Annotated in this window: 21 protein-coding genes; 15 read left to right on the top strand and 6 right to left on the bottom strand. The window is 67.0% G+C overall.

The window, feature by feature from the left end:
* The first annotated feature begins 9 nt into the window (after positions 1-9).
* The 6 genes from murC (at position 10) to lpxC (ending at position 6,875) form a co-directional block, all read left to right on the top strand.
* Positions 10-1,446, top strand: coding sequence for a UDP-N-acetylmuramate--L-alanine ligase (murC, locus tag C1931_RS03415; RefSeq protein ID WP_108752181.1), 1,437 nt, complete (start codon positions 10-12; stop codon positions 1,444-1,446).
* Positions 1,443-2,405, top strand: a complete 963-nt coding sequence (locus C1931_RS03420; RefSeq protein ID WP_108755418.1) for a D-alanine--D-alanine ligase — start codon at positions 1,443-1,445, stop codon at positions 2,403-2,405. Before murC ends, C1931_RS03420 begins: the two co-directional genes overlap by 4 nt.
* Positions 2,402-3,148 carry a cell division protein FtsQ/DivIB gene (locus C1931_RS03425; protein ID WP_108748532.1) on the top strand — a complete coding sequence of 249 codons (747 nt, stop codon included), beginning with the start codon at positions 2,402-2,404 and terminating at the stop codon, positions 3,146-3,148. Before C1931_RS03420 ends, C1931_RS03425 begins: the two co-directional genes overlap by 4 nt.
* A complete protein-coding gene (ftsA, locus tag C1931_RS03430; protein WP_079220634.1) occupies positions 3,145-4,380 on the top strand; it encodes a cell division protein FtsA in 1,236 nt (411 codons plus the stop codon). The genes C1931_RS03425 and ftsA overlap by 4 nt, the downstream gene beginning before the upstream one ends.
* A 167-nt stretch (positions 4,381-4,547) precedes the next feature.
* Positions 4,548-5,783 (top strand): cell division protein FtsZ, encoded by a 1,236-nt coding sequence (ftsZ, locus tag C1931_RS03435; protein WP_108748533.1) that lies wholly within the window; start codon positions 4,548-4,550, stop codon positions 5,781-5,783.
* Between the two features lie 180 nt (positions 5,784-5,963).
* On the top strand, positions 5,964-6,875 hold the full coding sequence (lpxC, locus tag C1931_RS03440) for a UDP-3-O-acyl-N-acetylglucosamine deacetylase (RefSeq protein ID WP_108748534.1): 912 nt from the start codon (positions 5,964-5,966) through the stop codon (positions 6,873-6,875).
* 282 nt (positions 6,876-7,157) lie between these two features.
* On the opposite strand, the gene C1931_RS03445 is transcribed toward lpxC, so the two are convergent.
* Positions 7,158-7,607, bottom strand: a complete 450-nt coding sequence (locus C1931_RS03445; RefSeq protein WP_108748535.1) for a DUF721 domain-containing protein — start codon at positions 7,605-7,607, stop codon at positions 7,158-7,160.
* Positions 7,608-7,619: 12 nt separating this feature from the next.
* On the opposite strand from C1931_RS03445, the gene C1931_RS03450 reads away from it, so the two are divergent.
* The 4 genes from C1931_RS03450 to C1931_RS03465 all read left to right on the top strand — a co-directional run bounded on the left by C1931_RS03450 (position 7,620) and on the right by C1931_RS03465 (position 16,561).
* Entirely contained in the window at positions 7,620-8,573 is a 954-nt protein-coding gene (locus C1931_RS03450; RefSeq protein ID WP_108752183.1) for a M23 family metallopeptidase, read from the top strand.
* Positions 8,574-8,836: 263 nt separating this feature from the next.
* Positions 8,837-11,569 (top strand): preprotein translocase subunit SecA, encoded by a 2,733-nt coding sequence (gene secA / locus C1931_RS03455; protein WP_108755419.1) that lies wholly within the window; start codon positions 8,837-8,839, stop codon positions 11,567-11,569.
* 288 nt (positions 11,570-11,857) lie between these two features.
* Positions 11,858-15,511 carry an autotransporter domain-containing protein gene (locus C1931_RS03460; protein WP_108755420.1) on the top strand — a complete coding sequence of 1,218 codons (3,654 nt, stop codon included), beginning with the start codon at positions 11,858-11,860 and terminating at the stop codon, positions 15,509-15,511.
* A 93-nt stretch (positions 15,512-15,604) separates the two neighbouring features.
* Complete coding sequence (locus C1931_RS03465; protein WP_108755421.1) at positions 15,605-16,561, top strand: Nudix family hydrolase; 957 nt, start codon at positions 15,605-15,607, stop codon at positions 16,559-16,561.
* Between the two features lie 120 nt (positions 16,562-16,681).
* Here C1931_RS03465 and C1931_RS03470 read toward each other — a convergent pair whose 3' ends face one another.
* Both C1931_RS03470 and metF read right to left on the bottom strand, forming a co-directional pair.
* Positions 16,682-17,263 carry a DUF4124 domain-containing protein gene (locus C1931_RS03470; RefSeq protein WP_108755422.1) on the bottom strand — a complete coding sequence of 194 codons (582 nt, stop codon included), beginning with the start codon at positions 17,261-17,263 and terminating at the stop codon, positions 16,682-16,684.
* 40 nt (positions 17,264-17,303) lie between these two features.
* Positions 17,304-18,131, bottom strand: coding sequence for a methylenetetrahydrofolate reductase [NAD(P)H] (metF, locus tag C1931_RS03475; protein ID WP_108748541.1), 828 nt, complete (start codon positions 18,129-18,131; stop codon positions 17,304-17,306).
* Between the two features lie 200 nt (positions 18,132-18,331).
* Here metF and C1931_RS03480 point away from each other — a divergent pair, with 200 nt between their 5' ends.
* From C1931_RS03480 to C1931_RS03490, 3 genes are read left to right on the top strand one after another with little or no spacing between them, the layout of a single operon-like run.
* Positions 18,332-19,228, top strand: a complete 897-nt coding sequence (locus C1931_RS03480) for an alpha/beta hydrolase (protein WP_234412871.1) — start codon at positions 18,332-18,334, stop codon at positions 19,226-19,228.
* A 24-nt stretch (positions 19,229-19,252) separates the two neighbouring features.
* Positions 19,253-20,299: a histidine kinase gene (locus tag C1931_RS03485; RefSeq protein WP_108755423.1), complete on the top strand. Its 1,047-nt coding sequence runs from the start codon at positions 19,253-19,255 to the stop codon at positions 20,297-20,299.
* Positions 20,296-21,027: a LytTR family DNA-binding domain-containing protein gene (locus C1931_RS03490; RefSeq protein WP_108755424.1), complete on the top strand. Its 732-nt coding sequence runs from the start codon at positions 20,296-20,298 to the stop codon at positions 21,025-21,027. The genes C1931_RS03485 and C1931_RS03490 overlap by 4 nt, the downstream gene beginning before the upstream one ends.
* 20 nt (positions 21,028-21,047) lie before the next feature.
* On the opposite strand, the gene C1931_RS03495 is transcribed toward C1931_RS03490, so the two are convergent.
* Complete coding sequence (locus C1931_RS03495) at positions 21,048-22,571, bottom strand: amidohydrolase family protein (protein ID WP_108755425.1); 1,524 nt, start codon at positions 22,569-22,571, stop codon at positions 21,048-21,050.
* 135 nt (positions 22,572-22,706) lie between these two features.
* Between C1931_RS03495 and C1931_RS03500 the strand changes: the two genes are divergently transcribed.
* Both C1931_RS03500 and C1931_RS03505 read left to right on the top strand, forming a co-directional pair.
* Complete coding sequence (locus tag C1931_RS03500) at positions 22,707-23,264, top strand: DUF3228 family protein (RefSeq protein WP_108755426.1); 558 nt, start codon at positions 22,707-22,709, stop codon at positions 23,262-23,264.
* Positions 23,265-23,314: 50 nt separating this feature from the next.
* A complete protein-coding gene (locus C1931_RS03505) occupies positions 23,315-23,989 on the top strand; it encodes an energy transducer TonB (RefSeq protein ID WP_159095447.1) in 675 nt (224 codons plus the stop codon).
* A 5-nt stretch (positions 23,990-23,994) separates the two neighbouring features.
* Here C1931_RS03505 and C1931_RS03510 read toward each other — a convergent pair whose 3' ends face one another.
* Entirely contained in the window at positions 23,995-24,489 is a 495-nt protein-coding gene (locus C1931_RS03510) for a hypothetical protein (RefSeq protein WP_108755428.1), read from the bottom strand.
* A complete protein-coding gene (ybaK, locus tag C1931_RS03515) occupies positions 24,489-24,962 on the bottom strand; it encodes a Cys-tRNA(Pro) deacylase (protein WP_108755429.1) in 474 nt (157 codons plus the stop codon). Before ybaK ends, C1931_RS03510 begins: the two co-directional genes overlap by 1 nt.
* Positions 24,963-25,007 lie beyond the last annotated feature (45 nt).

Raw genomic sequence — 25,007 nt, forward strand, 5'->3', positions numbered from 1 at the left:
AGGCCGCGCATGATCCGCCGCCTGCATGACACCAACGATCTGGTGCGCGCGTTCCCGCGCGTGCATTTCGTCGGCATCGGCGGCACCGGCATGAGCGGCATCGCCGAAGTGATGCTGACGCTGGGCTACGAAGTGTCCGGTTCGGACAACGCCGACAACGCGGCCACCCGCCGCCTGGCCGGTCTGGGTGCGCGCATCATGCGCGGCCATTCGGCGGCCAACGTGCTGGGCACCGACTGCGTGGTGGTGTCCAGCGCCATCCGCGAAGACAACCCCGAGCTGATGGAAGCGCGCAGCCAGCGCATTCCGATCATGCCGCGCGCGGCCATGCTGGCCGAGCTGATGCGCTTCCGCCGCGGCATCGCCGTGGCCGGCACCCATGGCAAGACCACCACCACCAGCCTGACCGCGGCGGTGCTGAGCGAAGGCGGTCTGGACCCGACGTTCGTGATCGGTGGCCAGCTGCTGGCCGCCGGTGCCAACGCCAAGCTGGGCGGTGGCCAGTGGCTGGTGGCCGAGGCCGACGAAAGCGATGGCAGCTTCCTGCGCCTGAACCCGCTGATGTCGATCATCACGAACATCGATGCCGACCACCTGGAAAACTACGGCAACGATTTTGCCCGCGTGCAGGCCGCGTTCGCCGAGTTCCTGCAGCGCCTGCCGTTCTATGGCCTGGCCGTGCTGTGCATCGACGACCCGGAAGTGGCCGCGCTGGCCGCCAAGACCCCGCGCCACGTGATGAGCTACGGCATGAGCCCGCAGGCCGACGTGCGTGCGGAAAACGTGGTGCAGGAAGGTTCGCGCATGCGCTTCACCCTGCGCCTGCCGCAGGGCACCAGCCAGGAAGTGGTGCTGGCCCTGCCGGGCAAGCACAACGTGCTGAACGCCTTGGCCGCTGCGGCGGTGGGCTGGCAGCTGGGCGTGGCGCCGGACGCGATCGCGCGTGCGCTGGAAAGCTTTGCCGGCGTCGGCCGTCGCTTCAACGATCTGGGCGAAGTGACCACCGCCAGCGGCGCCAAGGTGCGCATCATCGACGACTACGGCCATCACCCCAGCGAGCTGGAGGCAGTGTTCGCTGCGGCGCGCGGTGGCTGGACCGACAAGCGCCTGGTGGTGGCCTTCCAGCCGCACCGTTACAGCCGCACTCGCGACCAGTTCGACAAGTTCGCCGCCGTCCTGTCCAGCGTGGATGCGCTGGTGCTGAGCGAGGTCTACCCGGCCGGTGAAGAGCCGATCGCCGGTGCCGATTCGCATGCGCTGGCCCGCGCCATCCGTGCGCGCGGCCGCAGCGAGCCGGTGGTGGTGGGCAAGGCCGCCGAGCTGGCCAGCGTGCTGCCGGACGTGCTGCAGGACGGTGACCTGCTGCTGATGATGGGCGCCGGTGACATCGGCGCCGTGGCCAGCCAGATCGCGGTGGAAGGCTTCAAGACGGAGGGCCAGGCGTGAGCACGCTGACCTTCCCGCCGCTGCGCAGCACCGACCCGGCCGTGTTCGGCCGCGTGGCCGTGCTGCTGGGCGGCACGTCCAGTGAACGCGAGGTCTCGCTCGATTCCGGCCGCAATGTGCTGGAAGCGCTGCAGGCGCGCGGCGTCGATGCGTTCGCCGTCGACGGCATTCCGGCGCTGGCCAAGGCGCTGGCCGCCGGTGGCATCGACCGGGTGTTCAACATCCTGCACGGCCACAACGGTGGCGGTGAGGACGGCATCGTGCAGGGCCTGATGGACGCCTTCGGCGTGCCTTACACCGGCTCCAACGTGCTGGGCTCGGCGCTGAGCATGGACAAGATCCGCACCAAGCAGGTGTGGCTGTCGCTGGGCCTGCCCACCCCGCAGTACAGGAAAGTGGAAGCATCCACGGTCCATGCGTTGGCCGCCGAGCTCGGCCTGCCGGTGGTGGTCAAGCCGGCCAATGAAGGCTCCAGCGTGGGCATCAGCCGGGTGACCGACGACGCCGGTCTGGACGAAGCAGTGGCCCTGGCCGCGCGCTACGACGGCCAGCTGCTGATGGAACAGATGGTGCTGGGCGACGAACTGACCGTGGCCATCCTGGGCGATGTGGCGCTGCCGTCGATCCGCATCGTGCCCAAGGGCCAGTGGTACGACTACAACGCCAAGTACATTGCTGAAGACACCCAGTACCTGTGCCCGGGCCTGGACGGCGCCGACGAGGAAGAGATCGGCCGCATCGCGCTGGCCGCCTTCCGCGCGGCGGGCTGCCGTGGCTGGGGCCGGGTGGACGTGATGCGTGACCGCGCCAGCGGCCGCTTCTTCCTGCTGGAAGTGAACACCGCCCCGGGCATGACCAGTCATTCGCTGGTGCCCAAGGCTGCCGCCCAGGCCGGCATCGGTTTCGAGGAACTGGTGTGGCGCGTGCTGGAACAGACCCTGGAGGCATCGCACGCATGAACGCGGTGCTGCGCATCTTCGTCTGGCTGTTGGCGCTGTCGGTGGTAGCACTGCCGGTGGTGGCCGTGGTCAACGGCTGGGTCGGCGCCGAGCGCTGGCCGCTGGCGAAGCTGCGCGTGCACGGTGAGTTCAAGCGTGTGCCGCCGGAACAGCTGCAGCAGGTGCTGCTGCCGTATGCGCACGCCGGTTTCTTCGCGGTGAAGCTGCAGGATGCGCAGGACGCGCTGGAAAAGCTGCCTTGGGTGGAAAGCGCGCGCGTGCGCAAGCAGTGGCCGGATGTGCTGGAAGTGACCCTGGTCGAACACAAGCCGTTCGCCCGCTGGGGCAACGACCGCCTGCTGTCCGAGCAGGGCAAGCTGTTCCCCACGCCGAAGAAGCTGGCCGACCTGCAGCTGCCCGAGCTGGACGGCCCGGACAGCCAGACCGAAGAAGTGGTGAAGCTCTACAACGATTCGCGCGCGTTGTTTGCCCCGGCCGGCGTGGATGTGCGCCGGCTGAGCATGGACGCGCGCGGCAGCTGGTCGCTGCTGCTGAGCAATGGCACCGAAGTGGTTGTGGGCCGCGACGATGCCCGCTCGCGCCTGCAGCGCTTCGTGCGCGTGCTGCCGCAGCTGGCCAACCAGGCCGCACCGATTGAACGGGCGGACCTCCGCTATACCAATGGTTTCACGTTGAGCTGGGGCACCCCGCCCCCGGCCGACGCGCCAGCCACCCCGGCACGAAGGACGCAGGAAAGGACATGAATCGCAAGGGTGACAAATCGCTGATCGTCGGCCTGGATATCGGCACCTCCAAGGTGGTGGCGCTGGTGGGCGAGTATTCGCCGGGCAACCCGATCGAAGTGATCGGCATCGGCTCGCATGAGTCGCGCGGCCTGAAGCGCGGCGTGGTGGTGGACATCGAATCGACCGTGCAGTCGATCCAGCGTGCGGTGGAAGAGGCCGAGCTGATGGCCGGCTGCGAGATCCGTTCGGTCTACGCCTCCATTTCCGGCAACCACGTGCAGTGCAAGAATTCGCCGGGCATCGTGCCGATCCGCGACGGTGAAGTGACCTGGGGCGACCTGGATCGCGTGCTGGATGCGGCCAAGGCCGTGGCCATCCCGGCCGACCAGAAGATCCTGCACGCCATTCCGCGCGAATACGTGCTGGATGATTCGCAGGAAGGCATCCGCAACCCGGTGGGCATGACCGGCGTGCGCCTGGAGGTGCATGCGCACCTGGTGGTGTGCGCGCAGTCGGCCGCGGCCAACATCAGCAAGTGCGTGCAGCGCTGCGGCCTGCAGGTGGACGACCTTGTGCTGTCCTCGCTGGCGTCCAGCGTGGCGGTGCTGACCGCCGACGAAAAGGAGCTGGGCGTGGTGCTGGTGGACATGGGCGCGGGCACCACCGATATCGCGGTGTTCGTGCAGGGTGCGATCTGCCACACCGCATCGTTGCCGATCGCCGGCGACCACGTGACCAACGACATCGCGCACATGCTGCGCACGCCCACCCCGGAAGCCGAGCAGATCAAGGTGCGCTACGCCTGCGCCCTGGCCCAGCTGGCCACCGCCGAGGAAAGCATCCAGGTGCCGTCGGTGGGCGACCGCCCGCCGCGCCGCATGCCTCGCCATTCGCTGGCGCAGGCGGTGCAGGGCCGTTACGAGGAAATCTTCGAGATGGTGCAGGCCGAACTGCGCCGCTCCGGCTTCGAGGAACTGGTGCGTGCCGGCCTGGTGCTGACCGGTGGTGCATCGAAGATGGAAGGCGTGGTCGAACTGGCCGAGGAAATGCTGCAGATGCCGGTACGCGTGGGCATTCCGCAGCACGTGACCGGGCTGGGCGAAGTGGTGGGCAACCCGGTGCATGCCACCGGTGTGGGCCTGCTGCTGATGGGCAGCCAGAACGAACACCCGCGTCGCCCGTCGCTGCCCACCGGCCGCGCCGGCAGCATGTTCAAGAAATTGAAGACCTGGTTCCGCGGCGAGTTCTGACGCGCAACCTGCAACACCCGGGCTTGCCCGGTCGCAACACCCGCAACACCTGCAGTACCGCTTCAAGGCAACACACAACCCACACAGCCGCAACGGCAACATGACGCGCAAAGGCAGGAGGCCTGAACGCCCATGCCACCGAAAGCGGATACAACGAGGACACGGACATGGCGCATTTTGAACTGATCGAAAAGATGGCACCCAATGCGGTGATCAAGGTGGTTGGCGTGGGCGGCGGCGGCGGCAATGCCGTGGCGCACATGGTCAACTCGGCAGTGGATGGCGTGGAATTCATCACCGCCAACACCGACTCGCAGGCCATCAAGAATTGCGGTGCCAAGCTGCAGCTGCAGCTGGGTACCAACGTCACCAAGGGCCTGGGCGCAGGCGCGAATCCGGAAGTGGGCCGCCAGGCCGCACTGGAAGACCGCGAGCGCATCATGGACGCCCTGCAGGGTGCGGACATGGTGTTCATCACCGCCGGCATGGGCGGCGGCACCGGCACCGGTGCGGCACCGGTGGTGGCCCAGCTGGCCAAGGAAATGGGCATCCTGACCGTGGCCGTGGTCACCAAGCCGTTCCCGTTCGAAGGCCGTCGCCGCATGCAGGTGGCGCTGAAGGGCATCGAGGAACTGAGCCAGCACTGCGACTCGCTGATCACCATTCCCAATGAAAAGCTGATCACCGTGCTGGGCCGCAACGCCACCATGATCCAGGCGTTCCGCGCTGCCAACGACGTGCTGCAGGGCGCCGTGCAGGGCATCGCCGATCTGATCGTGCGCCCGGGCCTGATCAACGTCGACTTCGCCGACGTGCGCACCGTCATGTCCGAAATGGGCCTGGCGATGATGGGTACCGGCACCGCCCGTGGCGATGACCGCGCCCAGGCCGCCGCCGAATCTGCCATCCAGAACCCGCTGCTGGACGATGTGAACCTGGCCGGTGCCAACGGCATCCTGGTCAACATCACCGCCGGCGCCGACTTCACCATGGCCGAGTTCGACGAGATCGGCCGCACCATCGATGGCTTCGCTTCCGAAGACGCCACCGTGGTGGTCGGCACCGTACTGGACCCGGACATGCAGGACGAAGTGCGCGTGACCGTGGTGGCCACCGGCCTGAACCGTGTCTCGGCCAGCAAGAGCCAGCGCCCGGGCGAGCGTGCGCCGATCAAGCTGGTGCGCAACGCCACTACCGGCCAGCCGGAATTCGGCGACTTCGACAACGGCGGCGATGCGGTGTCCAAGGCCGTGGGCGGCATGGGCCTGGGCCTGCGCCGTGCCAGCAGCGACAGCGTGGCTGCGTCCACCCCGTCGGCACCGAGCGCTTCGTCGCCGGCGGCGGCAGAACTGCCCAACGATTACCTGGACATCCCGGCGTTCCTGCGCCGCCAGGCGGACTGAGCGGGGTAGCCCGGGGCTTGTCCCCCCCGGGTTGCGCCACCATGTCCTGAAATGCAGGCGCCGGGCCAGGATGGGCCCGGCCGCCTTGCTTCGCGCGTCCCACCGGCGTCTACACGGCGTTTCAGCCGGGGTATGGGACCCTGCGTGTTAATCTAGTGTGTCACTTCCGGTCTGCCCCCCATGATCCAGCAACGCACTCTCAAGAACACGATCCGCGCCACCGGCGTTGGCCTGCACAGCGGTGACAAGGTCTACATGACCCTGCGCCCGGCACCGGTCAACCATGGCATCGTGTTCCGTCGCGTCGATCTGGACCCGGTGGTGGAAGTGCCCGCCAAGGCCGAACTGGTCACCGAAGTGACCCTGTGCACCGGCCTGACCTGCAACGACGCCAAGATCCAGACTGTCGAACACCTGATGTCGGCCCTGGCCGGCCTGGGTGTGGACAACATCATCGTCGAACTGTCCTCGCCGGAACTGCCGATCATGGACGGCTCGTCCGGCCCGTTCGTGTTCCTGCTGCAGTCGGCCGGCATCGTGGAACAGAACGCGCCCAAGCGCTTCATCCGCGTGCTGAAGACCGTGGAAGTGACCGAGGGCGACAAGGTGGCCCGCTTCACCCCGTACGAGGGCTACAAGCTGGGCTTCACCATCCAGTTCGACCACCCGATGATTCCGGCCAAGCAGTCGCGCCAGGAAATCGAGTTCTCCACGCAGGCCTACACCAAGGAAATCTCCCGCGCGCGCACCTTCGGTTTCATGCGCGACCTGGAATACATGCGCGAGCGCAACCTGGGCCTGGGCGGTTCGATGGACAACGCCATCGTGCTGGACGAGTTCCGCGTGTTGAACGAAGACGGCCTGCGCTACGCCGACGAATTCGTGCGCCACAAAATTCTTGACGCCATTGGCGATCTTTATCTGGCCGGTGGCCAGGTGCTGGGGGCCTACGAGGGCTTCAAGTCGGGTCATGCGCTCAACAACAAGCTGGTGCGGGCGCTGATGGCCGATGCCACCGCCTGGGAGTGGGTGACCTACGAATCGCCCAGCGTGGAAGACCCGGTGGTGTATGCCATGCCGGCGTACGCGTAACAGACCAAGTTGTTGAATTGAAAAGAAATGACGCCGCCTTCCAGGGCGGCGTTGTCGTTTCCGTGGCTATTGACGGCCGGCTCCGTGAAGCGTGACGTGAATGCGCTCACCGGGTCACGGTTTTGTGAACCTGGCCGATCGAAAGCCTGAATTTAACGTTGTTTTAACAACAATCTAACGACTCGACCACGGGGTGCCGCTAGGATGCGACCCGGCCCCCGAAAATGTTTCACGCTGCGGTGACACGCGCGACGGGGAGCGGAGCCGGATGCTCCGCTGCCATCAGGACCCTTTTCCCGTTTTACCGGGGACATCCTGCAAGGCTGCCAAGGCGTCGCGTAGCCCTTTGTGCGTGGCGGCTGAAACTGCGTGGGGGCCATTCCGGTTGTCGTGCGCTGGGGAGCGCGAGGGAGTGGGAGACGCAGTCTTGATGGTCACCTTGGTGGCCTTCAGCCCGATGGACCGGGCCGCGTCGAGCAACTGGGCTTCGGCAAGCCGCAACTTGGCATGCCAGACCGGGGATTCGACGAGAAAAACGAGGTGTTCGCCGTCCACATTGGCCAACCGGCAACGGTTGCGCAGCGGGGGCGGCAGTTGGGGGCGCAACTGACGGTCCAGCGCGTCGAGCCACAAGGCACGCCGCAGCGGGTTCCCGCTTTTGTCCGCCATCACTGCATCCAGGGCCGGTTTCGGCTTGGACGCAGGGCGAACGCTGGATTTCGGCTCAGACATGAAAACTCACTGATGGCATTCAAAAAGATCGTAATCAAAACGCGTGAACGTCAGGCCAAATCGCCGCTCACGCGTCTGCGGTTCTACTTCGAGGACCGCCCCCGCGCCCTGCTGGGCAGCGTGCTGGGGGTAGGCTGCATTATCGGCCTTGCCGGCGGCTTCGGCGCCAGCGCGCTGAACGACTCGCGCCTGCAGGCCAAGGTCGACCGCCAGGAGGCCGAGCTGGCCAAGGTCCAGCGCGATGCGCAGACCCAGGTCAACGCACTGGCCGCGCGCATGGGCGAGCTGCAGGCCCAGGCTACCCGGCTGAACGCGCTGGGCGAACGGCTGACCCAGATGGGCAAGCTGGAAGACGGCGAATTCGACTTCAACGAGACCCCCGGCCTGGGTGACGGCGATGCCGGCGGCCCGACCGCGGACATCCCGGTGAAGGACGTCAACGCCGACTTACAGGTGCTGGAGCAGCGCTTCGCTGCTTCAGGCCGCCAGTTGTCGGTGATGGAATCGCTGATGTTCGACCACCAGCTGCAGCAGAACGCCGTGCCCTCGCGCATGCCGATCCGCAACACCTACATCACCTCCAATTTCGGTACCCGCGCCGACCCGTTCGGTCGCGGTGCCGCCACCCACAAGGGCATGGACTTCCACGCCCGCGTCGGTGACCCGGTGATGTCGGTGGCCGATGGCGTGGTCAGCTTCTCCGGGGTGAAGGGCGGCTACGGCAACGTGGTCGACGTGGACCATGGCAACGGCTACGTGACCCGCTATGCGCACAATTCGCGCCTGGTGGTGAAGGTGGGCGACCTGGTGCGCGCCGGCCAGGAAGTGGCCAAGGCCGGTTCCACCGGCCGCTCGACCGGTGCCCACGTGCACTTCGAAGTCTGGGAAAACGGCAACGTAGTCAACCCGCGCAAGTTCCTGGGTGACGGCGGCAACACGCCGGTGGGCCGTATCAGCCGCGGCTGAGCCCTCTGGAGGTAGCGCGGGGCCATGCCCCGCGAGCGCGAAGCGCGGTGAACCGTGAGAGACCGCCGGGCATGGCCCGGCGCTACCGGTTTGGCCAATCCGGGACGATTGCGGCCGGATCAGCGCTTGAAACCCCTGCCGCCCGTCCCAAGCTACAATGGGTGTTGCCATCGACAGGGCGCCAGGCGCCCTGTTTCGTTTGCGGCGGACGGATCCCCAGGGGGACGACCGGGCCGCTGTGTCCATCCAACCCGGTTCCTTCAATGATCAACAGCCTGCTTACCCGCGTATTTGGCAGTCGTAACGAACGACAGCTGCGCCAGCTCAACCGCATCGTCGCCAAGATCAATGCGCTGGAGCCGGAGATCGAGAAGCTTTCCGACGAGCAGCTGCAGGCCAAGACGCCGGAGTTCAAGCAGCGCATCGCCGGCGGTGAAGCCCTGGACAAGGTGCTGCCCGAAGCCTTCGCGGTCTGCCGCGAAGCCGGCCGCCGCGTGCTGGGCATGCGCCACTACGACGTGCAGCTGATCGGCGGCATGGTGCTTCACCTGGGCAAGATCGCAGAAATGCGCACCGGTGAAGGCAAGACCCTGGTGGCGACCCTGCCGGTGTACCTGAACGCGCTGGAAGGCAAGGGCGTGCACGTGGTCACGGTGAACGACTACCTGGCCCGCCGCGACGCCGCGCAGATGGGCAAGCTGTACAACTGGCTGGGCCTGAGCGTGGGCGTGGTGTACCCGGGCATGCCGCACAGCGACAAGCGCGAAGCCTACGCTGCCGACATCACCTACGGCACCAACAACGAGTTCGGTTTCGACTACCTGCGCGACAACATGGCGCTGTCCAAGGCCGACCGCTACCAGCGCGGCCTGCACTACGCCATCGTCGACGAAGTCGACTCCATCCTGATCGACGAAGCGCGTACCCCGCTGATCATCTCCGGCCCGGCCGACGATTCCCCGGAGCTGTACATCCGGGTGAACCGCATCGTGCCGAACCTGGTGAAGCAGGAAGCCGAAGACGGCGAAGGCGACTTCTGGGTCGACGAAAAGGGCAAGCAGGTGCACCTGTCCGAAGCGGGCATGGAGCACGCCGAGCAGCTGCTGGTCGACGCAGGCATCCTCGACGGCCAGACCGAAGGCCTGTACGCGGCGCAGAACCTGACCGTGGTCCACCACCTGAACGCCGCACTGCGCGCGCACGCCATCTACCAGCGTGACGTGGACTACATCGTGCGCGACGGCGAAGTGGTCATCGTCGATGAGTTCACTGGTCGTACCCTGTCCGGCCGCCGCTGGTCCGACGGCCTGCACCAGGCCGTGGAAGCAAAGGAAGGCGTGCCGGTACAGCGCGAGAACCAGACGCTGGCCAGCATCACCTTCCAGAACCTGTTCCGCATGTACAAGAAGCTGTCCGGCATGACCGGTACGGCCGATACCGAAGCATTCGAATTCCAGAGCATCTACGGCCTGGAAGTGGTGGTCATTCCGACCAACCGCCCGACCATCCGCAAGGACAGCCCGGACCAGGTGTTCCTGAACCGCAAGGGCAAGTTCAATGCGGTGCTGGCCGACATCGAAGAGTGCGCCAAGCGCGGCCAGCCGGTGCTGGTGGGTACCACCTCGATCGAAACCTCGGAAATGCTGTCCGAGCACCTGCGCAAGGCCGGTGTGAAGCACGAAGTGCTCAACGCCAAGCAGCATGACCGCGAAGCGACCATCGTTGCCAACGCCGGTCGCCCGGCCGCCGTGACCATCGCCACCAACATGGCCGGCCGTGGTACCGACATCGTGCTGGGCGGTTCGCTGGAAGCGGAAATCCACGAGCTGGGCGAAGACGCGACCGACGAGCAGAAGGCCGCGATCAAGGCCGAATGGCAGAAGCGCCACGATGCAGTGAAGGCCGCTGGCGGCCTGCACATCGTCGGTACCGAACGCCATGAATCGCGCCGTATCGACAACCAGCTGCGTGGTCGTTCCGGCCGCCAGGGTGACCCGGGTTCGTCCCGCTTCTACCTGTCGCTGGAAGACAACCTGATGCGCATCTTCGCCTCTGACTGGGTGCAGAAGGCCATGCGCATGATGGGCATGAAGGAAGACGACGTCATCGAGGACCGCCTGGTCAGCCGCCAGATCGAGAAGGCGCAGCGCAAGGTGGAAGCGCACAACTTCGACATCCGCAAGAACCTGCTGGACTTCGACGACGTCAACAACGACCAGCGCAAGGTGATCTATTCCCAGCGCGATGAACTGCTGGACGCCGAATCGGTCAAGGACAACGTCGATGGCATCCGCGACGATGTGATCTTCGACGTGGTGGCGCGCTTCGTGCCGCCGAACTCGATCGACGAACAGTGGGACCTGCGCGGCCTGGAAGCCACCCTGGAATCGGATTTCGGCCTGCAGATGTCGTTGGTCGACATGGTCAAGTCGCACGAAGAACTGGACGCCGAAGCCATTGCCGCCAAGGTGCTGGAGCGCGTGAACCAGCACTTCGCCGAGAAGGAAGCCGGCGTGGGCGAAGAGACCATGCGTGCGCTGGAAAAGCACGTGATGCTGACCGTGCTGGACCAGAGCTGGAAGGAACACCTGGCCCGCATGGACTACCTGCGCCAAGGCATCTACCTGCGCGGCTACGCACAGAAGCAGCCCAAGCAGGAATACAAGAAGGAAGCCTTCGAGCTGTTCTCGGACATGCTGGAAAACGTGAAGCGCGAAGTGGTGACCCTGCTGGCCCGCGTGCGTATCCGCAGCGACGAGGAAGTGCAGGCACTGGAAGCGGCAGAACGCCAGCAGGCGCAGGCGCGCCTGAGCCAGTCGCAGTTCCAGCACCAGGATGCCGGCGGCTACAGCGCCGACGAAGAAGCCGCCCAGGTGCAGGCCGCCCAGCAGGGCGTGGCGCAGCGCCAGCGCGACGAACCGAAGGTCGGCCGCAACGATCCGTGCCCGTGCGGCAGCGGCAAGAAGTTCAAACACTGCCACGGTCAGCTGAGCTGAGCTGAGTAAACCGAGCTGAGTCGCAAAAGCCCCGCAAATGCGGGGCTTTTTTTGTTCTGGCAGATGCGTCTTGTGAACCATTTCCCATAACGAGAGTTTTCAGATTTATCTGACCCATGTGTCGGGACAACCCCCACATCAAAGTCAGACCCGCGCCATGGGCATGCCCCGTTCGCGCCCGTATGTTGCACGGGCTCTGCGGTGGGACTGCAGAACCTGCCGGCGGAGCTGCGTCGATGTCGCCCCCGCGACACCGCGCATCCCTGATCGACAAACACATGGAGCTTCATGAACAGGATCTATCGCCAGGTGTTCAACCACACCACCGGCCAGATGCAGGTTGCATCTGAACTCACCACGTCACATTCGTCGGGCCGCGCCAGCGTCGGCCACGTCCACCGTTCGTCGTCGCTGCGCAGCGCGCTGCTGCTGGCGCTGGGCCTGGCCGCGCTGCCCGCGCAGTCGGCGCTGGCCGCCGTGCACGATTTCACCGACAACGAGACCGTGTCCGACAGCGCCACCTACGCCGATGGCTTCCGCATCGGTGTGAATTCGCCGATCACCATCGACCTGGTGTCAGGCGCGGTGCTGACCGCCAATGGCCCGGTTTCGCTGGGTACGGCGATTGGCGGCGTCGGCACCCTGAACGTGACCGGGCTCGGCAGCAGCGTCGTGCTGACCAACACGTTCGACGACATGCGCGTGGGTGATGCGGGCCAGGGCGTGCTGAACCTGACCGGCGGCGGCACCGTTACCGTGGCCCGCAACGTGGTGCTGGGCAATGTGTCCGGCGGCGAGGGTGCAGCGCTGGTCAGCGGCGTGGGTTCCAAGCTCACCGCACGCCAGATCGATATCGGCAAGGCCGGTAGCGGCAGTCTGGTGATCAGCGACGGCGGCGTGGTCGACACCACCGCGGTCAACAGTTCCACCCTGCTGCAGGGCATGCGCATCGGCGCGGACGAAGGCAGCACCGGTTCGGTCACCGTCGACACCGGTGGTGTACTGAACATCGCCAACAACCACCTGATCGTCGGCCAGCGCGGCCAGGGCGAGCTGAACGTTGCCAGCGGCGGCACGGTCAACGTTGGCCAGACCCTGGCTGTGGGCGCCGCCAGCGGCGCCACCGGCACGGTCAACGTGACCGACGGCGCCCTGGTGGCCCAGGGCATCCTGCTCGGCCAGAGTGCCGGCTCGAGCGGTACGATGCGCGTGTCTGGCGCCGGCACCGTGCTGACCGACACCTTCGAACTGGCCGATCGCGGCAATGCGCTGCTGCGCGTGGAAAACGGTGGCGTGCTGCGTGCCACCACCTCGCTGATCGCCGAAACGCCGGACGGTTCGTCGGGTGACCGGGGCCAGGTCGGCCGCATTGAAGTCAGCGGTGCCGGTTCGGCCATCGAATCGGCGCGCGTGGATGCCACGGCCAGCCTGTTGATCGACAACGGCGGCGCGATCCGTTCGAACGTGGCCAACATCAAGAACTCGTTCGGTGCCGGTACCGGCGCCAGCCGTGCCAAGGCCACCCTGACCGGTGCCGACAGCCAGTGGATCAACACCGGTGTGATGGAAGTCACCACCGACCTGCAGGTGCTCGACGGCGCCCGCATCAGCACCGACACCCTCAGTGTGTCCGGTGGCTCGGACTTCCCGAAGGGCACCGCCGCGCTCTACCCCGAACAGGTCCTGGTCAGCGGCGAGGGCTCGTCCATCACCGCTGCCAACGGCATCTCCGTTGGCCGCACCACCTTCGATCCGCTCGGCGTGCTGGTGGTGAACAACGGCGCCAAGCTCAGCGCCGGCACCGGCTATACCCTGGACAACAGCGGCTACCTGGTCATCGGTGGCGGCCTGCAGGACTGGACCGCTGCCGACGGCCCGACCTGGGCAGCGGCCGAAGCGGCCGGTGAACTGGACGGTTCGCTGATCACCATGAACAACGGCCAGGGCGGCCTGCTGTTCAACCACACCGGTGACATCACCCTGTCCAACACCATCGCCAGCTCCTCTGCGTCGATGACCTACGGTGGCCTGCATCAACTGGCCGGCAGCACCACGCTGGACGGTGACCTGACCGCCTTCGGCGGCGACATCAACGTCAGCGGCGGCACCCTGGTCATCAACTCCGATACCTATACCGGCCAGGGCTACACGGGCAGCAGCCAGGCGGTCACGCAGGACATCACCGTGACCGGCGGCACCCTGGTGCTGAACGGCGCGTCTGGGTTCCAGCAGGAAATCAACTACGGCTCGGGCCTGGGCAGCGCGATCATCCGCAGCTCGACCGCCAATATCCGCGACGGCGGCGTGCTGGCCGGCAACGCTACCGTGGGCCAGACCTTCGTGCGCAACGGCGCAGTGCTGTCGCCGGGCCAGAACGGTGTGGGCGCCATCACCATCGATGGTGACCTGTACTTCAACAACATGGCCGTCACCCCGGAGCAGGTCGCCGGCAAGGCGTTCTACGACGTGGACGTGCTGGGCAACGGCCAGGCCGACCTGCTGACGGTGGCCGGCAAGGCCTACCTGGGCAAGGTCAACTATGCCGGTCAACACGGTGCCACCGGCGTGCGCATCACCGCGCTGGACCCGGCCACCAGCTACCAGAATGGCCAGAGCTACACGATCCTGACCGCGGCCGGCGGCATTGAAGGCCAGTTCGATGACGTGATCTCGCGTTCGGCCTTCCTCGACCCCAGCCTGGTGCAGACCGGCAACGACGTGCGTCTGCTGATCGCGGTGAAGAGTGACGAGACGGGCCCGGGGCCTGGCCCTGGCCCCGATCCGGGTCCGGGTCCGGGTCCGAACCCGAATCCGGGCACGCCGGGTACCCCGGGCGAGGGCGGTGGCGTGACCCCGCCGGCCGTGTTCGGTGCCGTTGCCGCCACCGGCAACCACCTGGCCATTGCCGGCGCGCTGGATACCCTGCAGCAGTCCGGGCAAGCGCTGGCGCTGTACAACCAGCTGCTGATGCTGGACGCCGACGAAGCGCGGCTGGCCTTCGATCACCTGTCGGGCGAAATCCACGCCAGCAACCGTGCGTTGCTGCTGGACGATCGCTTCCTGCGTGAAGGCATTTCCCAGCGCCTGCGTACCGACCCGACGATCAAGGCACAGGGCGGTGGCTTCTGGCTGTCCGGCGGTGGCGCCGCCAATCGCCAGGACGGCGACCACGGCAGCGCCCGCAGCCGCCAGCACCGCGAAGGCCTGATGGCCGGCCTGGACTGGACCTTCGGTGAAGCCTGGACCGTGGGCCTGGCTGCCGGTGCCGAAACGCTGCGCCAGCAGGTGGACGCGCGCAGCAGCAAGGCCGATGTCGATGCCGTGCACGGTGGCCTGTACGCCTCCTACCGCATGGGCGAAGCCTGGTTCACCGCCGGTGCCAGCTATGCCGACTACGACCTGGATACCGATCGCACGTCGATCGTCGGTGGCATGCAGCAGCGCCTGCGCGCCGGCTACAGCGCCGATGCCGTGTCCGGCTTCGCCGAAGGCGGCTGGGACATGGACCTGGACCGCCTGGTGCTGACCCCGTACGTGGCCGTGGCGTACACCCGCCTGTCCACCGATGCGGCGCAGGAAACCGGCGGCAGCACGGCGCTGGTGATCGATGCCAGCAAGGACGAGGTGTGGACCGCGACGGCCGGCCTGCGTGCCAGCTGGGACATCAGCGCCGGCCAGGACGACGGTGCCCGCCTGGTGGCCGGCCTGGCCTGGCAGAACGCGGCCGGCGGTGTGCGCAGCAGCTCGCGCCAGCGCTTTGCAGTGGGCAGCAGCACCTTCAGCATCGATGGCGTGCCGCTGGCCCGCAACGTCGGCATCGCCGAGCTGGGCGTGTCGGTGAACATCGGCGACAACAGCCGTCTGTCGCTGGGCGCACAGGGCCGCGCCGGTGGCGGCCAGCACGAGCTGGGCGCGCAGATGACCTGGAACGTGCAGTTCTGATCACGCGTACTGCGTGGATGTAGTCCGGGGGCCCCGCACGGGGCCCCCCTTTCAGGGTTGCGCTGGGCGCCGCCGATTGGGCATGCTCTGGCCATGCCTCCCCCGAAACGATCGATTCATGTGGTGGCCGCAGTCATCACCGACGCCCGCGGCCGCGTGCTGCTGAACCGCCGCACCGAGAACCGCGACATGGCCGGGCTGTGGGAATTCCCCGGCGGCAAGCGCGAACCGGGTGAAACCTCCGACCAGGCGCTGGTGCGCGAACTGCGCGAAGAACTGGGCATCGAGGCCGACATCGGCGACTGGCTGATGGATGTGCCGCAGCATTACCCCGACAAGCACCTGACCCTGGAAGTGCGCCATGTGCGCAGCTGGAGGGGCAGCCCGCGCGGGCGCGAAGGCCAGGCCATCACCTGGGTAGCCCAGGACAAGCTGGGCCGCTATTCGATGCCGCCGGCAGATCTGCCAGTGGTTGCTGCGCTGCGCCAGCCCGACCAGTACCTGATCACCCCGGCGCCGGCTGACGATGACGCGCTGGCAGAGCAGTGGCAGCAGCGGCTGCAGCAGGCGGTTGCCGCCGGCCACCAGCGCATCCAGTTGCGCCTGCCACCGCAGCACCCGCAGCGCCGACTGCTGATCGAAAGCGCCATCGGCTTCCTCCGTCGCGGTGGACCGCAGTGGCTGGTCAACCGCGATATCGAACTGGCCGCGGCGCTGGGAGTCGGGGTGCATCTGGGCAGTGAGCAGGTGCTGGCGCTGGCCGAGCGGCCCTTGCCGGCCGACCAGCTGGTGGCCGCCTCGTGCCACGACCTGGCCCAGCTGCAGGCTGCGCAGCGGCTGGGCTGTGACTTCGCAGTGCTGGGACCGGTGCAGGCCACTGCCAGCCATCCCGGTGCCACGCCGCTGGGCTGGGAAGGATTCGCTGCGCTGCGTGCGCAGGTGTCGTTGCCGATCTACGCGTTGGGCGGGATGGAACCGCACCACGTGGCCGACGCCCGCCGCCACGGTGCACAGGGCATCGCCGCGATCCGCGGCCTGTGGCCCACCTGAGGGGGCGCCTGAGGGGTCGGATCCGCGCTGCGCGCGGCTCTGCCCCCAAAGGTTGCCAGAGGTTGAGGCAGGGTCAGAGCCGCGCTGCGCGCGGATCCGACCCCACCCGTGGATGCGATCTCAAAGGGTGATCCAGAAACACCCGTACTGCCGCCGCAACCCCACCACCGTGGCCGCGCGCGTAGCGCTGCCAGGCAGCGTCTGCTCCAGCCGCAGCCCCACCGGGTGCCGGCGCACAGGCGTCTCAGGTTCCTCAGGGTCGGATCCCTGCACCGCAGGGCTCTGACCCTCATCCACCATCTGCTGCGGGTACACCGGCATCACATCCACCAGCGGGCGCCGCACAACGGATTCCAGCTGCCCCAGGATGCGCTGCGCTCCTGCATCGGACACCGCACCCCACAGATACAGCGACGACAGCCGGTTCACATCACCGGTCGCCACGGCGGTCTGCACCGCCTGCACCAGCTCGCTCAGCCGGCGCGGGCACTGCGCACCCAGTGTGTCGCGCTGCGCGGTGGCACCGGCGGGAGCGGGTGGCGGTTGCCGCGACCGCGCGCCCAGGCTGTCGCAGGGGCGATCGGTGTACACGCTCTGACCCTGCGCATCGACGCAGCGGTTCAAGCGCGTGGCCTGCGCGTGGGCCAGCATCGGCAGACTGGCCAGCACGACAGCCAGCACGGCGGGAATTGCGAGATTCATGGCCCCAGCGTAACGCCGATGCCGACAAAGTTGTGCGTAATCAGCCCTGCAGCAGCTTCAGCACCGACACCGTTGGCTTGGCCAGGTTCAGGGTGTAGAAGTGCAGGCCCGGCGCGCCACCGTCCACCAGGCGCTGGCACAGCCCGGCGACCACTTCGGCACCGAACGCCCGCACCGATTCCGCATCGTCGCCGTAGGCCTGCATCTTGCGGCTGATCCAGCGCGGGATTTCGGCGCCGCACTGTTCGGAAAAGCGGCGAAGCTGGCTGAAGTTGGCGATGGGCATGATGCCCGGCACGATCGGCACGGTCACGCCCAGCTTGCGCACGGCATCCACGAAGTGGAAATACGCATCGGCGTTGAAAAAGTACTGGGTGATGGCGGCATCGGCGCCGGCATCGATCTTGGCCTTGAAGTGCCGCAGGTCGGCCAACGCATCCGACGCCTGTGGGTGGGTTTCCGGGTAGGCGCCCACTTCAATGTGGAAGGCATCGCCGTGTTCGGCACGGATGAAGGCGATCAGTTCAGCGGCATAGCGCATGTCGCCGGGGAATCCCATGCCCGAGGGCAGGTCGCCACGCAGCGCGACCAGCCGGCGGCAGCCGATGGCGCGGTACAGCTTCAGCAGTTCGCGGATCTCCTGGCGGGTGCCGCCCACGCAGGACAGGTGCGGTGCCGCGTCGAAGCCATGGTGCTGGTTGAGGTGGCGCACCGTTTCGGAGGTGTAGCTGAGCGTGGAGCCACCGGCGCCGAAGGTGCAGGACACATAGTCGGGCGCGTAGGCCTTCAGCCGGGCGGCGGCACGGTCCAGCTGGCCACGCTGCTCATCGGTCTTGGGCGGGTAGAACTCGAAGCTGATGGCAGTCATGGCACGGGCGATGGCGGCGGGTGCGGTTGAGTATATCGCTCCATCAAGATGGATGCGAAGTTGCAGGGTGTGAAGAACTGGCCCGTCGCGCGCGACCGTTCACCCGGCTGCCGGGCCGTTGCTCCTGAATCGCAACCGCGAATCCCGCTCCGCCGCCACGCTGCTGCCGTGGCAATTTTGCCCGATGAAGGAGCAGTGCAATGAAGAGCCTGTTGGCACGGCTGGTGATGACGGGCGTGGCGATGACGGTGCTGGGGCCCGGGCTGGCGCATGCCGCCACCCCGGCCAGTGGCACCGTCCAGGTCGAGGTCGTCGGCACCGGCCGTCCGCTGCTGATGATTCCCGGCCTGAACAGCAGTGCGCAGGTCTGGCGCGAGACCTGTCTGGCGCTGAAGGACGTGCAGTGCCATCTGCTGCAGCTGCCGGGCTTTGCCGGCGCGGCGCCCGCTGATCCGCTGCCGGACGACTTCCTGTCGGCCATGCGTGATCAGGTGCTGGCCTATGTGCACGACCATAAGCTGCACCGTCCGGCAGTGATCGGCCACAGCCTGGGCGGCGTGCTGACCCTGGCCATGGCCGTGCAGGAACCGGATGCGCTGGGGACGTTGATCATCGTGGACGCGGTGCCGTTCTACGCTGGCATGCAGAACCCGCAGGCCACTGCGCAGAGCGTGCGGGCGCTGGCCGGGCAGATGCGCACGTCCATGCTGGCGGCGGACGCGGCCAGCTACCGGGCACAGGCCGAGGCGGCACTGGCGCCGCTGACCAACGTCGCCGCGCGATTGCCGGAACTGCAGCGCTGGGGCCGCGACAGCGACCGTGCCAGCACGGCGGGTGCGATGTATTCGCTGCTGGTGCATGACCTGCGGCAGGACGTGGCGGGCATCCGTTCGCCCACCCTGGTCCTCGGTGCGTGGGCGTCGTACCAGGCATTCGGTGCCACCGAAGCCTCGGCGCGCACGATCGTCCAGACGCAGTACGCGGCACTGCCAGATGTGCGCATCGAACTGAGTGCCAGCGGCCACCATTTCCTGATGTGGGATGATCCGCAGTGGCTGCAGGCGCAGGTGCAGGCGTTCCTGGACAGCCACCGCTGATGCTTGCTGCCTTGGGTTTCCACCATGCCTGATCCCACTTCCACGCTGCGCTTCTGGCTGATCAACGGCATCGGCTGGATGCTGTTCGGCCTGCTCAGTCTGGCCATGAGCGGGGCCTTCGGTGCGGGCGCCAGCAGTGGCGGCACGTTGATCAGCGTGGGCCTGGCCATTGCGCTGTGCGCCGTCAGCGGCGCCGTGCGTGCGCTGGCGGTGGCGCGCCACTGGTGGCAGCTGGAGGTCGGCGCGCTGGCCGTGCGTTTGGCGCTGGCGGTGTTGCTGGGCGCGGCCCTGGCGCAGCTGCTGCTGACGGCCGTGCTGCAGCCGGCACTGGCGCTGGGTTGGGTGGATTTCGCTGGCCGGCCGGCCGATTTCCGCCCACTCGCACGCGTGCTCTACTGGCTCAATACGGTGCTGGTGCTGGGCCTGTGGACCGCGGTGTGGGCCGGCCTGCACAGCGTGCGCCGTGCGCGCCATGCCGAACTGGCCCGCCTGCGCGCCGAGGCCGAGCGCAGTGCGCTGGAGCGCGACGCGCTGCGTGCGCGGCTCAATCCGCATTTCGTGTTCAATGCACTGAACAACCTGCGGGCGCTGATCCTGGAAGACCCCGAGCGCGCGCGCGACATGGTCACCCGGCTGTCGCGCACGTTGCGCCAAGCGTTGGCACACAACCGCAGCGAGCAGGTCACCCTGTCCGAGGAGCTGGCCGTGGTTGATGACTATCTGGCCATTGAAAGCATTCACTTCGAGCAGCGCCTGCAGGTGCAACGCCACATCAATGCCGACGCTCTGCAGGCACAGCTGCCTGCGATGGCGCTGCAGCTGCTGGTGGAAAACGCGATCAAGCACGGCATCGCCCAGCGCCCGGGCGGTGGCGAGGTGCGGATTCATGCCGCGCTGGACCATGACGTGCTGCGCCTGCAGGTGGACAACCCACGGCCCAGCGGCAGCGACGATATCCATGGTCATGGCATCGGCCTGGCCTATCTGCGCGCGCAGCTTGGCAGCCAGGGGCGCTTCACCCTGCAGCCGGTGGGCCAGGGTATGCAGGCCGTGCTGGAGATTCCGCAATGAGTGGCATGCTGCGTGTATTGATTGTCGATGATGCGCGGTTGGCGCGGCAGGAACTGCGCACGCTGTTGTCGGCCTGGCCGTGGGTGCAGTGCGTGGGCGAGGCCGATGACGTGCCGGCGGCACGCGAGGCGATCGCCACGCTGGCACCGGACCTGGTGCTGCTGGATGTGCAGATGCCCTCCGGCAGCGGCTTCGACGTGCTCGACGGGCTGGAGCGCGTGCCGGCAGTGGTGTTCGTCACCGCATACGACACTTATGCGGTGCGCGCCTTCCAGGCCAACGCGCTGGATTACCTGGTCAAGCCGGTCGAGGCGCCGCGACTGCTGGAAGCATTGCAGCGGGCACGCCAGCGCGAGGACATGCAGGCCGAATTGCCGGCGGCGCGTGGCACGCTGGGTGCGCATGACCAGGTGTTCGTGCGCGACGGCGAGCGTTGCTGGTTCGTGGCGGTCAGCGAGATCCGCCGCCTTGTTGTGGATGGCAACTACACCCGCCTGTGGTTCCGCGGCGAGAACGCTCTGCTCAGTCGCAGCCTGAGTGCGCTGGAAGCACGGCTGCCACCCGACATGTTCTTCCGTGCCAACCGCAACACGCTGGTGAACCTGCGCCGCATCCGCGCGGTGACACCCAGCGTGGGTGATGGTTACGACCTGGCACTGGATGATGGCAGCGAAGTGGAAGTATCACGGCGGCAGGCGCGGGAACTGCGGGAGCGGATGGCGCTGTAAGCGGAAGCTCCGACACGCACTCATAACTCTGCACTGACTGGACTGGTGAGGAAGCCCCAGAGCAGCCTCGCCATCACCGCCGGAGAACGTGCCTGCGTGCGCGCATGGTCCAGCAGCGCATCCAGGCGCGGGCGGTCGTAAAGATGGCCTGCGAGCAGCACCGCATGGATGCGGCGGGTATTGCGGATGTCCTGCAGGGGATTGCCGTCGAGCAGCACCAGGTCGGCGGCTTTGCCTACCGCCACACTGCCGTGCACGGACTGAAGTTCCAAGTGACGCGCGGCCTGCAGTGTGGCCGCGCGCAACACATCGGCCTGGCCCAGGCCGGCCTGCTGCAGCCATTGCAGTTCATCGTGGTAGCGGAATCCTCCCAGGCCAGTGTCGGTGCCGACCAGTACCTGCACGCCAGCGCGATGGGCGGCGCCGGTCAACGCAAGGCCATGGCGGAAGTAGGCCTGCAGTGCGGCATCGCCACGGCGGCCGGGATAACGTGCGGCAGTAGCCTGAAGATCATCGCGCCAGGCCCAGCGCGACAATGGATCCAGATAGGCCAGACGAGGGTCGTTGATGAAGGCCGGATCACGGGCGCGCGCATCTTCCTCGCGGGTGACATGGGTGGGCACGAACACGGCACCACTGGCGTGCATCAGCGCGAACGCTTCCTCGCAGACTGCGGACTGGTGACCTGCGACCATCTGCTCGGCCAGCGCCGTTGGATCCTCACCATCGAGCTTGCCTTCGCGCCATTGCGTGGCATTGGCGAAGCAGTGGCGGGCAAATACATGCGCATGTTCGAAGCTTCGCTGGCCGGCCTGCAGCGCATCCTGCAGCGAAACTGCCTTGGGCAGGTGGCCGACCAGCGGACGCTGCAGGTGCTGTGCCTCGACAGCCAGCTGTTGGTAGGTATCCGCGCGCAACCGGTTGTAGACCTTCAGGGCATCGATGCCCCGGGCATCGTATTCGCGTGCGCGGCGCACCGCTTCATCGGCCCGCATCGCGGGGTCTTCGAAGTAGAAACTGGCCACCTGCACGAAGCGGGGCGCGACCTGCTGCCCTGCAATGGCCTGGGCGGTCCAGCGGCGCTTGTCGGCCGCGCAGGCGATCAATGGATCAGTGCGCTGCGGGCAATCCATCATGTCGCGTGTGCCGGTGATGCCGTTGGCCACCATCAGTGGGAATTGAAGCTGGGGCGACAACTGCAAGGCGTGGGTATGCATGTCCCAGAATCCCGGCGACAACCAACGGCCGCCGGCATCAAGCACCGGTAGCGCGGGATCCGTGGTCGCATCGCCAATGGCAGCGATGCGGCCTTCGCGTACCGTCACCGTGGTGGGCTCGCTGGCCTGTCCGTTCACCACGTCCAGCACCCGCACATTCACGATCACGCGGCTGTTGCCGGCTTCAGGCTTCGGCGGCGCCTGCAGTGGCCAGAACAATGCGGCGGCGAACAGCAAGGGAGGCGTTGCCAGGCTGGCGGTGAATACCAAGGCCAATCGCTTCCAGCGGCGGCGAGGGGAGGAGGACAATGCGCGTGCTGCTTCCATGAGCCGGCGATCCTTGCAGGAGGTCACCGGCAGGGTGCGACAATGGCGGCCCTGGCGCCAGTGACCTTCGGTTCGCGGCCCCTCGGCCGGGCCGCGGAGGTTACTCTGTGCTGGACCTTCTGCTGCCACCACACCATGTCCATCGTCCTCACTGAATTCGCCCGTCCCCGCCTGTTCCCGCGCGTGCCGCGTGGCAACACCATCCAGGACGTCAGCGCCGAGCAGTTCCAGGCGCACCTGAACGCGCACGCGCCGTTCAAGGTGCTGGATGGCTATGCGCCGTTCTGCAAACTGTTCGTCTACGAGAACTGGACCAGCACGCGCTGCCTGACCGTGCCGGTGACCGAGGCCAACCGGCACCTGCTGCGAAGCGGCTATGAAGCGCGCAACCGCGAGGAGCTGCCGGTACTGGTGCGCTGGTTCGAGGGTGTGGAATCGCCGCGCGCGAACTATCTGGTGGTGATCCTGTACAGCGCCGAGCAGCTGGCGAAGGAAGGCTCGCCGATCAAAGCGGACTGGGGCATCGTCGGCTGCATCTATACCGCCGAACCGGAAGAAGTGCCGATGGCCCCGATCACCATGATGCGCAATGCGCTGGGTGTGGAGGAGGGCGGTTCCGGCGTGCCGCTGGACCGCGAGGCGTACCGGCGTTCGGTGGAATTCTGGGAGAACAACGCCAATTGGCGGCCGTAGGGGGATGCCTGCCGCAAGGTGAACGTGGCAAGGACGGCGGGGGCGCTACCATGTCGTCGGTTGAACGCATGGAGCACAACATGGAACACAACAGGATGGTTCGCACATGGATGCCGATTGCGCTGTGCGTTTTGGCGCTATTGGCAGCCTGTGACGGTTCGGCGGCACGATACGAGGCAGGGGCGGCCTGCGGCGGCTTGTCCGAGGTGACCGCGATTCGCGATGCCGGCGTTGACGCGCTGCGGTCCCAGGCGGAAGCAGGGCGGTGCACCATCCATGCCGACGCCGCTGACGCAGCCGCGCTGGCACGCCAGCAGGCAATGTTGCAGGCGGTGTCGGTCATCGCCTGCGGCGCGCCGGCCATCTCCGTGGGTGAAACATCACCGGTGCGCTTGGCGCTGCAGCTGCCCGCGCGCTGCCCGTTGCCATCCAGCACGCCGTTGATTTCCACAGGCAGGGGCTGGCACAAACGTCAGCCGGTTTCGATACCGTTCTATCCCCCTGCCGCCATTCGTGAGCAGCAGGAGGGGCGCGTCGAGCTGACGCTTCTACTGGATGCGCAGGGCAAGCCGCAGGCGATCATCGTGGCCCGGTCCACGGGTCACCCGCTGCTGGATGAGGCCGCGCTCAAGCATGCGCGTGCATGGCGCTATGAGTACGAGGCAGCGGGAAAACCGGCTTCCATGAGCCTGGTGCGCGATACGGTTGACTTCAAACTCAACTGATCCGTTCAGGGCTGGGCGGCGGTCTTCCACTCCCACCACGGGTAGTGATACTCGCGGTCGATGGCCTGCCAGTGCTGGCCGCAGTGAGTGCAGGCGACGCTGTGGCAGTCGCCCCAGCCATCCTCCGCAGCGCCCAGCGACAGCAGCTGCATCTGCCCGTGTTCGATCAGGCGACGAGGGTCGAAGAACGGATAGCCGGGGTTGAGTGCACACAGGCAGCCGGCGCCCGCCTGCCAGTAACGCAGCCGCTGCAGCGCCGCCTTCAGGTGCGCCTGGTTGCTGACCAGCATGCCGCCCAGCGCAATGCCCGCGCTGCGCTGCTCGATCAACGCCGCATGCGGTGCCAGCGCATCCAGCGACGCGGCATCGAACAGGCGGGCGAGCGTACGCGCGGCGTCGGTGATGCGTTCGCCGTCGCCTGACAACAGGTCCTGCAGCAGCGCCTGCGCCTGGGCATGGTCGAGAGCGGGTGCTGGCGCCGCAGACCAGGGCCAGCGCATCAGCGCGCCCTGCCGATGGCGGCGAAGTGTCCGCCGGTGAGCTGCAGCAGATCGCGCGGTGCCAGTTCCACTTCCAGGCCTCGACGGCCGGCGCTGACGTGCAGCGTGTGCAGCGGTTCCGCACTGGCATCGAGGAAGGTACGCAGGCGCTTCTTCTGCCCCAGCGGGCTGATGCCACCGACCAGATAGCCGGTCGCGCGCTGTGCGGCATCGGCAGTGGCCATTTCGCACTTCTTGCAGCCCGCGGCTTCGGCCAGCGCCTTCAGGTCCAGCTGGCCGGCCACCGGCACGATGGCCACCAGCAGCTCGTGGGTTTCGGTGCTGGCCAGCAGGGTCTTGAACACCTGCGCCGGGTCCAGGCCGAGCTTTTCCACGGCTTCGCTGCCATAGGAGGCGGCGTGGGCATCGTGCACGTAGCTGCGCACGGTGTGGGCGATCTTCTCGCGCTTGAGCAGATTGATGGCGGGGGTCATGCGTGCATCGTAGCGCGCAGGCGCGGGCCTGCCTTGACCGAGGCT

It is taken from the genome of Stenotrophomonas sp. YAU14A_MKIMI4_1, from assembly GCF_003086855.1.
Lineage (GTDB): Bacteria > Pseudomonadota > Gammaproteobacteria > Xanthomonadales > Xanthomonadaceae > Stenotrophomonas.

Excerpts from the sequence above, each read along its gene's own strand:
- C1931_RS03500 (WP_108755426.1), top strand. The coding sequence starts at position 22,707 with ATGTCCATCGTCCTCACTGAATTCGCCCGTCCCCGCCTGTTCCCGCGC.
- C1931_RS03425 (WP_108748532.1), top strand. The coding sequence starts at position 2,402 with ATGAACGCGGTGCTGCGCATCTTCGTCTGGCTGTTGGCGCTGTCGGTG.
- lpxC (WP_108748534.1), top strand. The coding sequence starts at position 5,964 with ATGATCCAGCAACGCACTCTCAAGAACACGATCCGCGCCACCGGCGTT.
- C1931_RS03480 (WP_234412871.1), top strand. The coding sequence starts at position 18,332 with ATGAAGAGCCTGTTGGCACGGCTGGTGATGACGGGCGTGGCGATGACG.
- C1931_RS03485 (WP_108755423.1), top strand. The coding sequence starts at position 19,253 with ATGCCTGATCCCACTTCCACGCTGCGCTTCTGGCTGATCAACGGCATC.
- ybaK (WP_108755429.1), bottom strand. The coding sequence starts at position 24,962 with ATGACCCCCGCCATCAATCTGCTCAAGCGCGAGAAGATCGCCCACACC.
- ftsA (WP_079220634.1), top strand. The coding sequence starts at position 3,145 with ATGAATCGCAAGGGTGACAAATCGCTGATCGTCGGCCTGGATATCGGC.
- C1931_RS03510 (WP_108755428.1), bottom strand. The coding sequence starts at position 24,489 with ATGCGCTGGCCCTGGTCTGCGGCGCCAGCACCCGCTCTCGACCATGCC.
- C1931_RS03460 (WP_108755420.1), top strand. The coding sequence starts at position 11,858 with ATGAACAGGATCTATCGCCAGGTGTTCAACCACACCACCGGCCAGATG.
- C1931_RS03495 (WP_108755425.1), bottom strand. The coding sequence starts at position 22,571 with ATGGAAGCAGCACGCGCATTGTCCTCCTCCCCTCGCCGCCGCTGGAAG.
- C1931_RS03445 (WP_108748535.1), bottom strand. The coding sequence starts at position 7,607 with ATGTCTGAGCCGAAATCCAGCGTTCGCCCTGCGTCCAAGCCGAAACCG.
- ftsZ (WP_108748533.1), top strand. The coding sequence starts at position 4,548 with ATGGCGCATTTTGAACTGATCGAAAAGATGGCACCCAATGCGGTGATC.
- secA (WP_108755419.1), top strand. The coding sequence starts at position 8,837 with ATGATCAACAGCCTGCTTACCCGCGTATTTGGCAGTCGTAACGAACGA.
- C1931_RS03470 (WP_108755422.1), bottom strand. The coding sequence starts at position 17,263 with ATGAATCTCGCAATTCCCGCCGTGCTGGCTGTCGTGCTGGCCAGTCTG.
- C1931_RS03490 (WP_108755424.1), top strand. The coding sequence starts at position 20,296 with ATGAGTGGCATGCTGCGTGTATTGATTGTCGATGATGCGCGGTTGGCG.
- C1931_RS03505 (WP_159095447.1), top strand. The coding sequence starts at position 23,315 with ATGTCGTCGGTTGAACGCATGGAGCACAACATGGAACACAACAGGATG.
- metF (WP_108748541.1), bottom strand. The coding sequence starts at position 18,131 with ATGACTGCCATCAGCTTCGAGTTCTACCCGCCCAAGACCGATGAGCAG.
- C1931_RS03450 (WP_108752183.1), top strand. The coding sequence starts at position 7,620 with ATGGCATTCAAAAAGATCGTAATCAAAACGCGTGAACGTCAGGCCAAA.
- murC (WP_108752181.1), top strand. The coding sequence starts at position 10 with ATGATCCGCCGCCTGCATGACACCAACGATCTGGTGCGCGCGTTCCCG.
- C1931_RS03465 (WP_108755421.1), top strand. The coding sequence starts at position 15,605 with ATGCCTCCCCCGAAACGATCGATTCATGTGGTGGCCGCAGTCATCACC.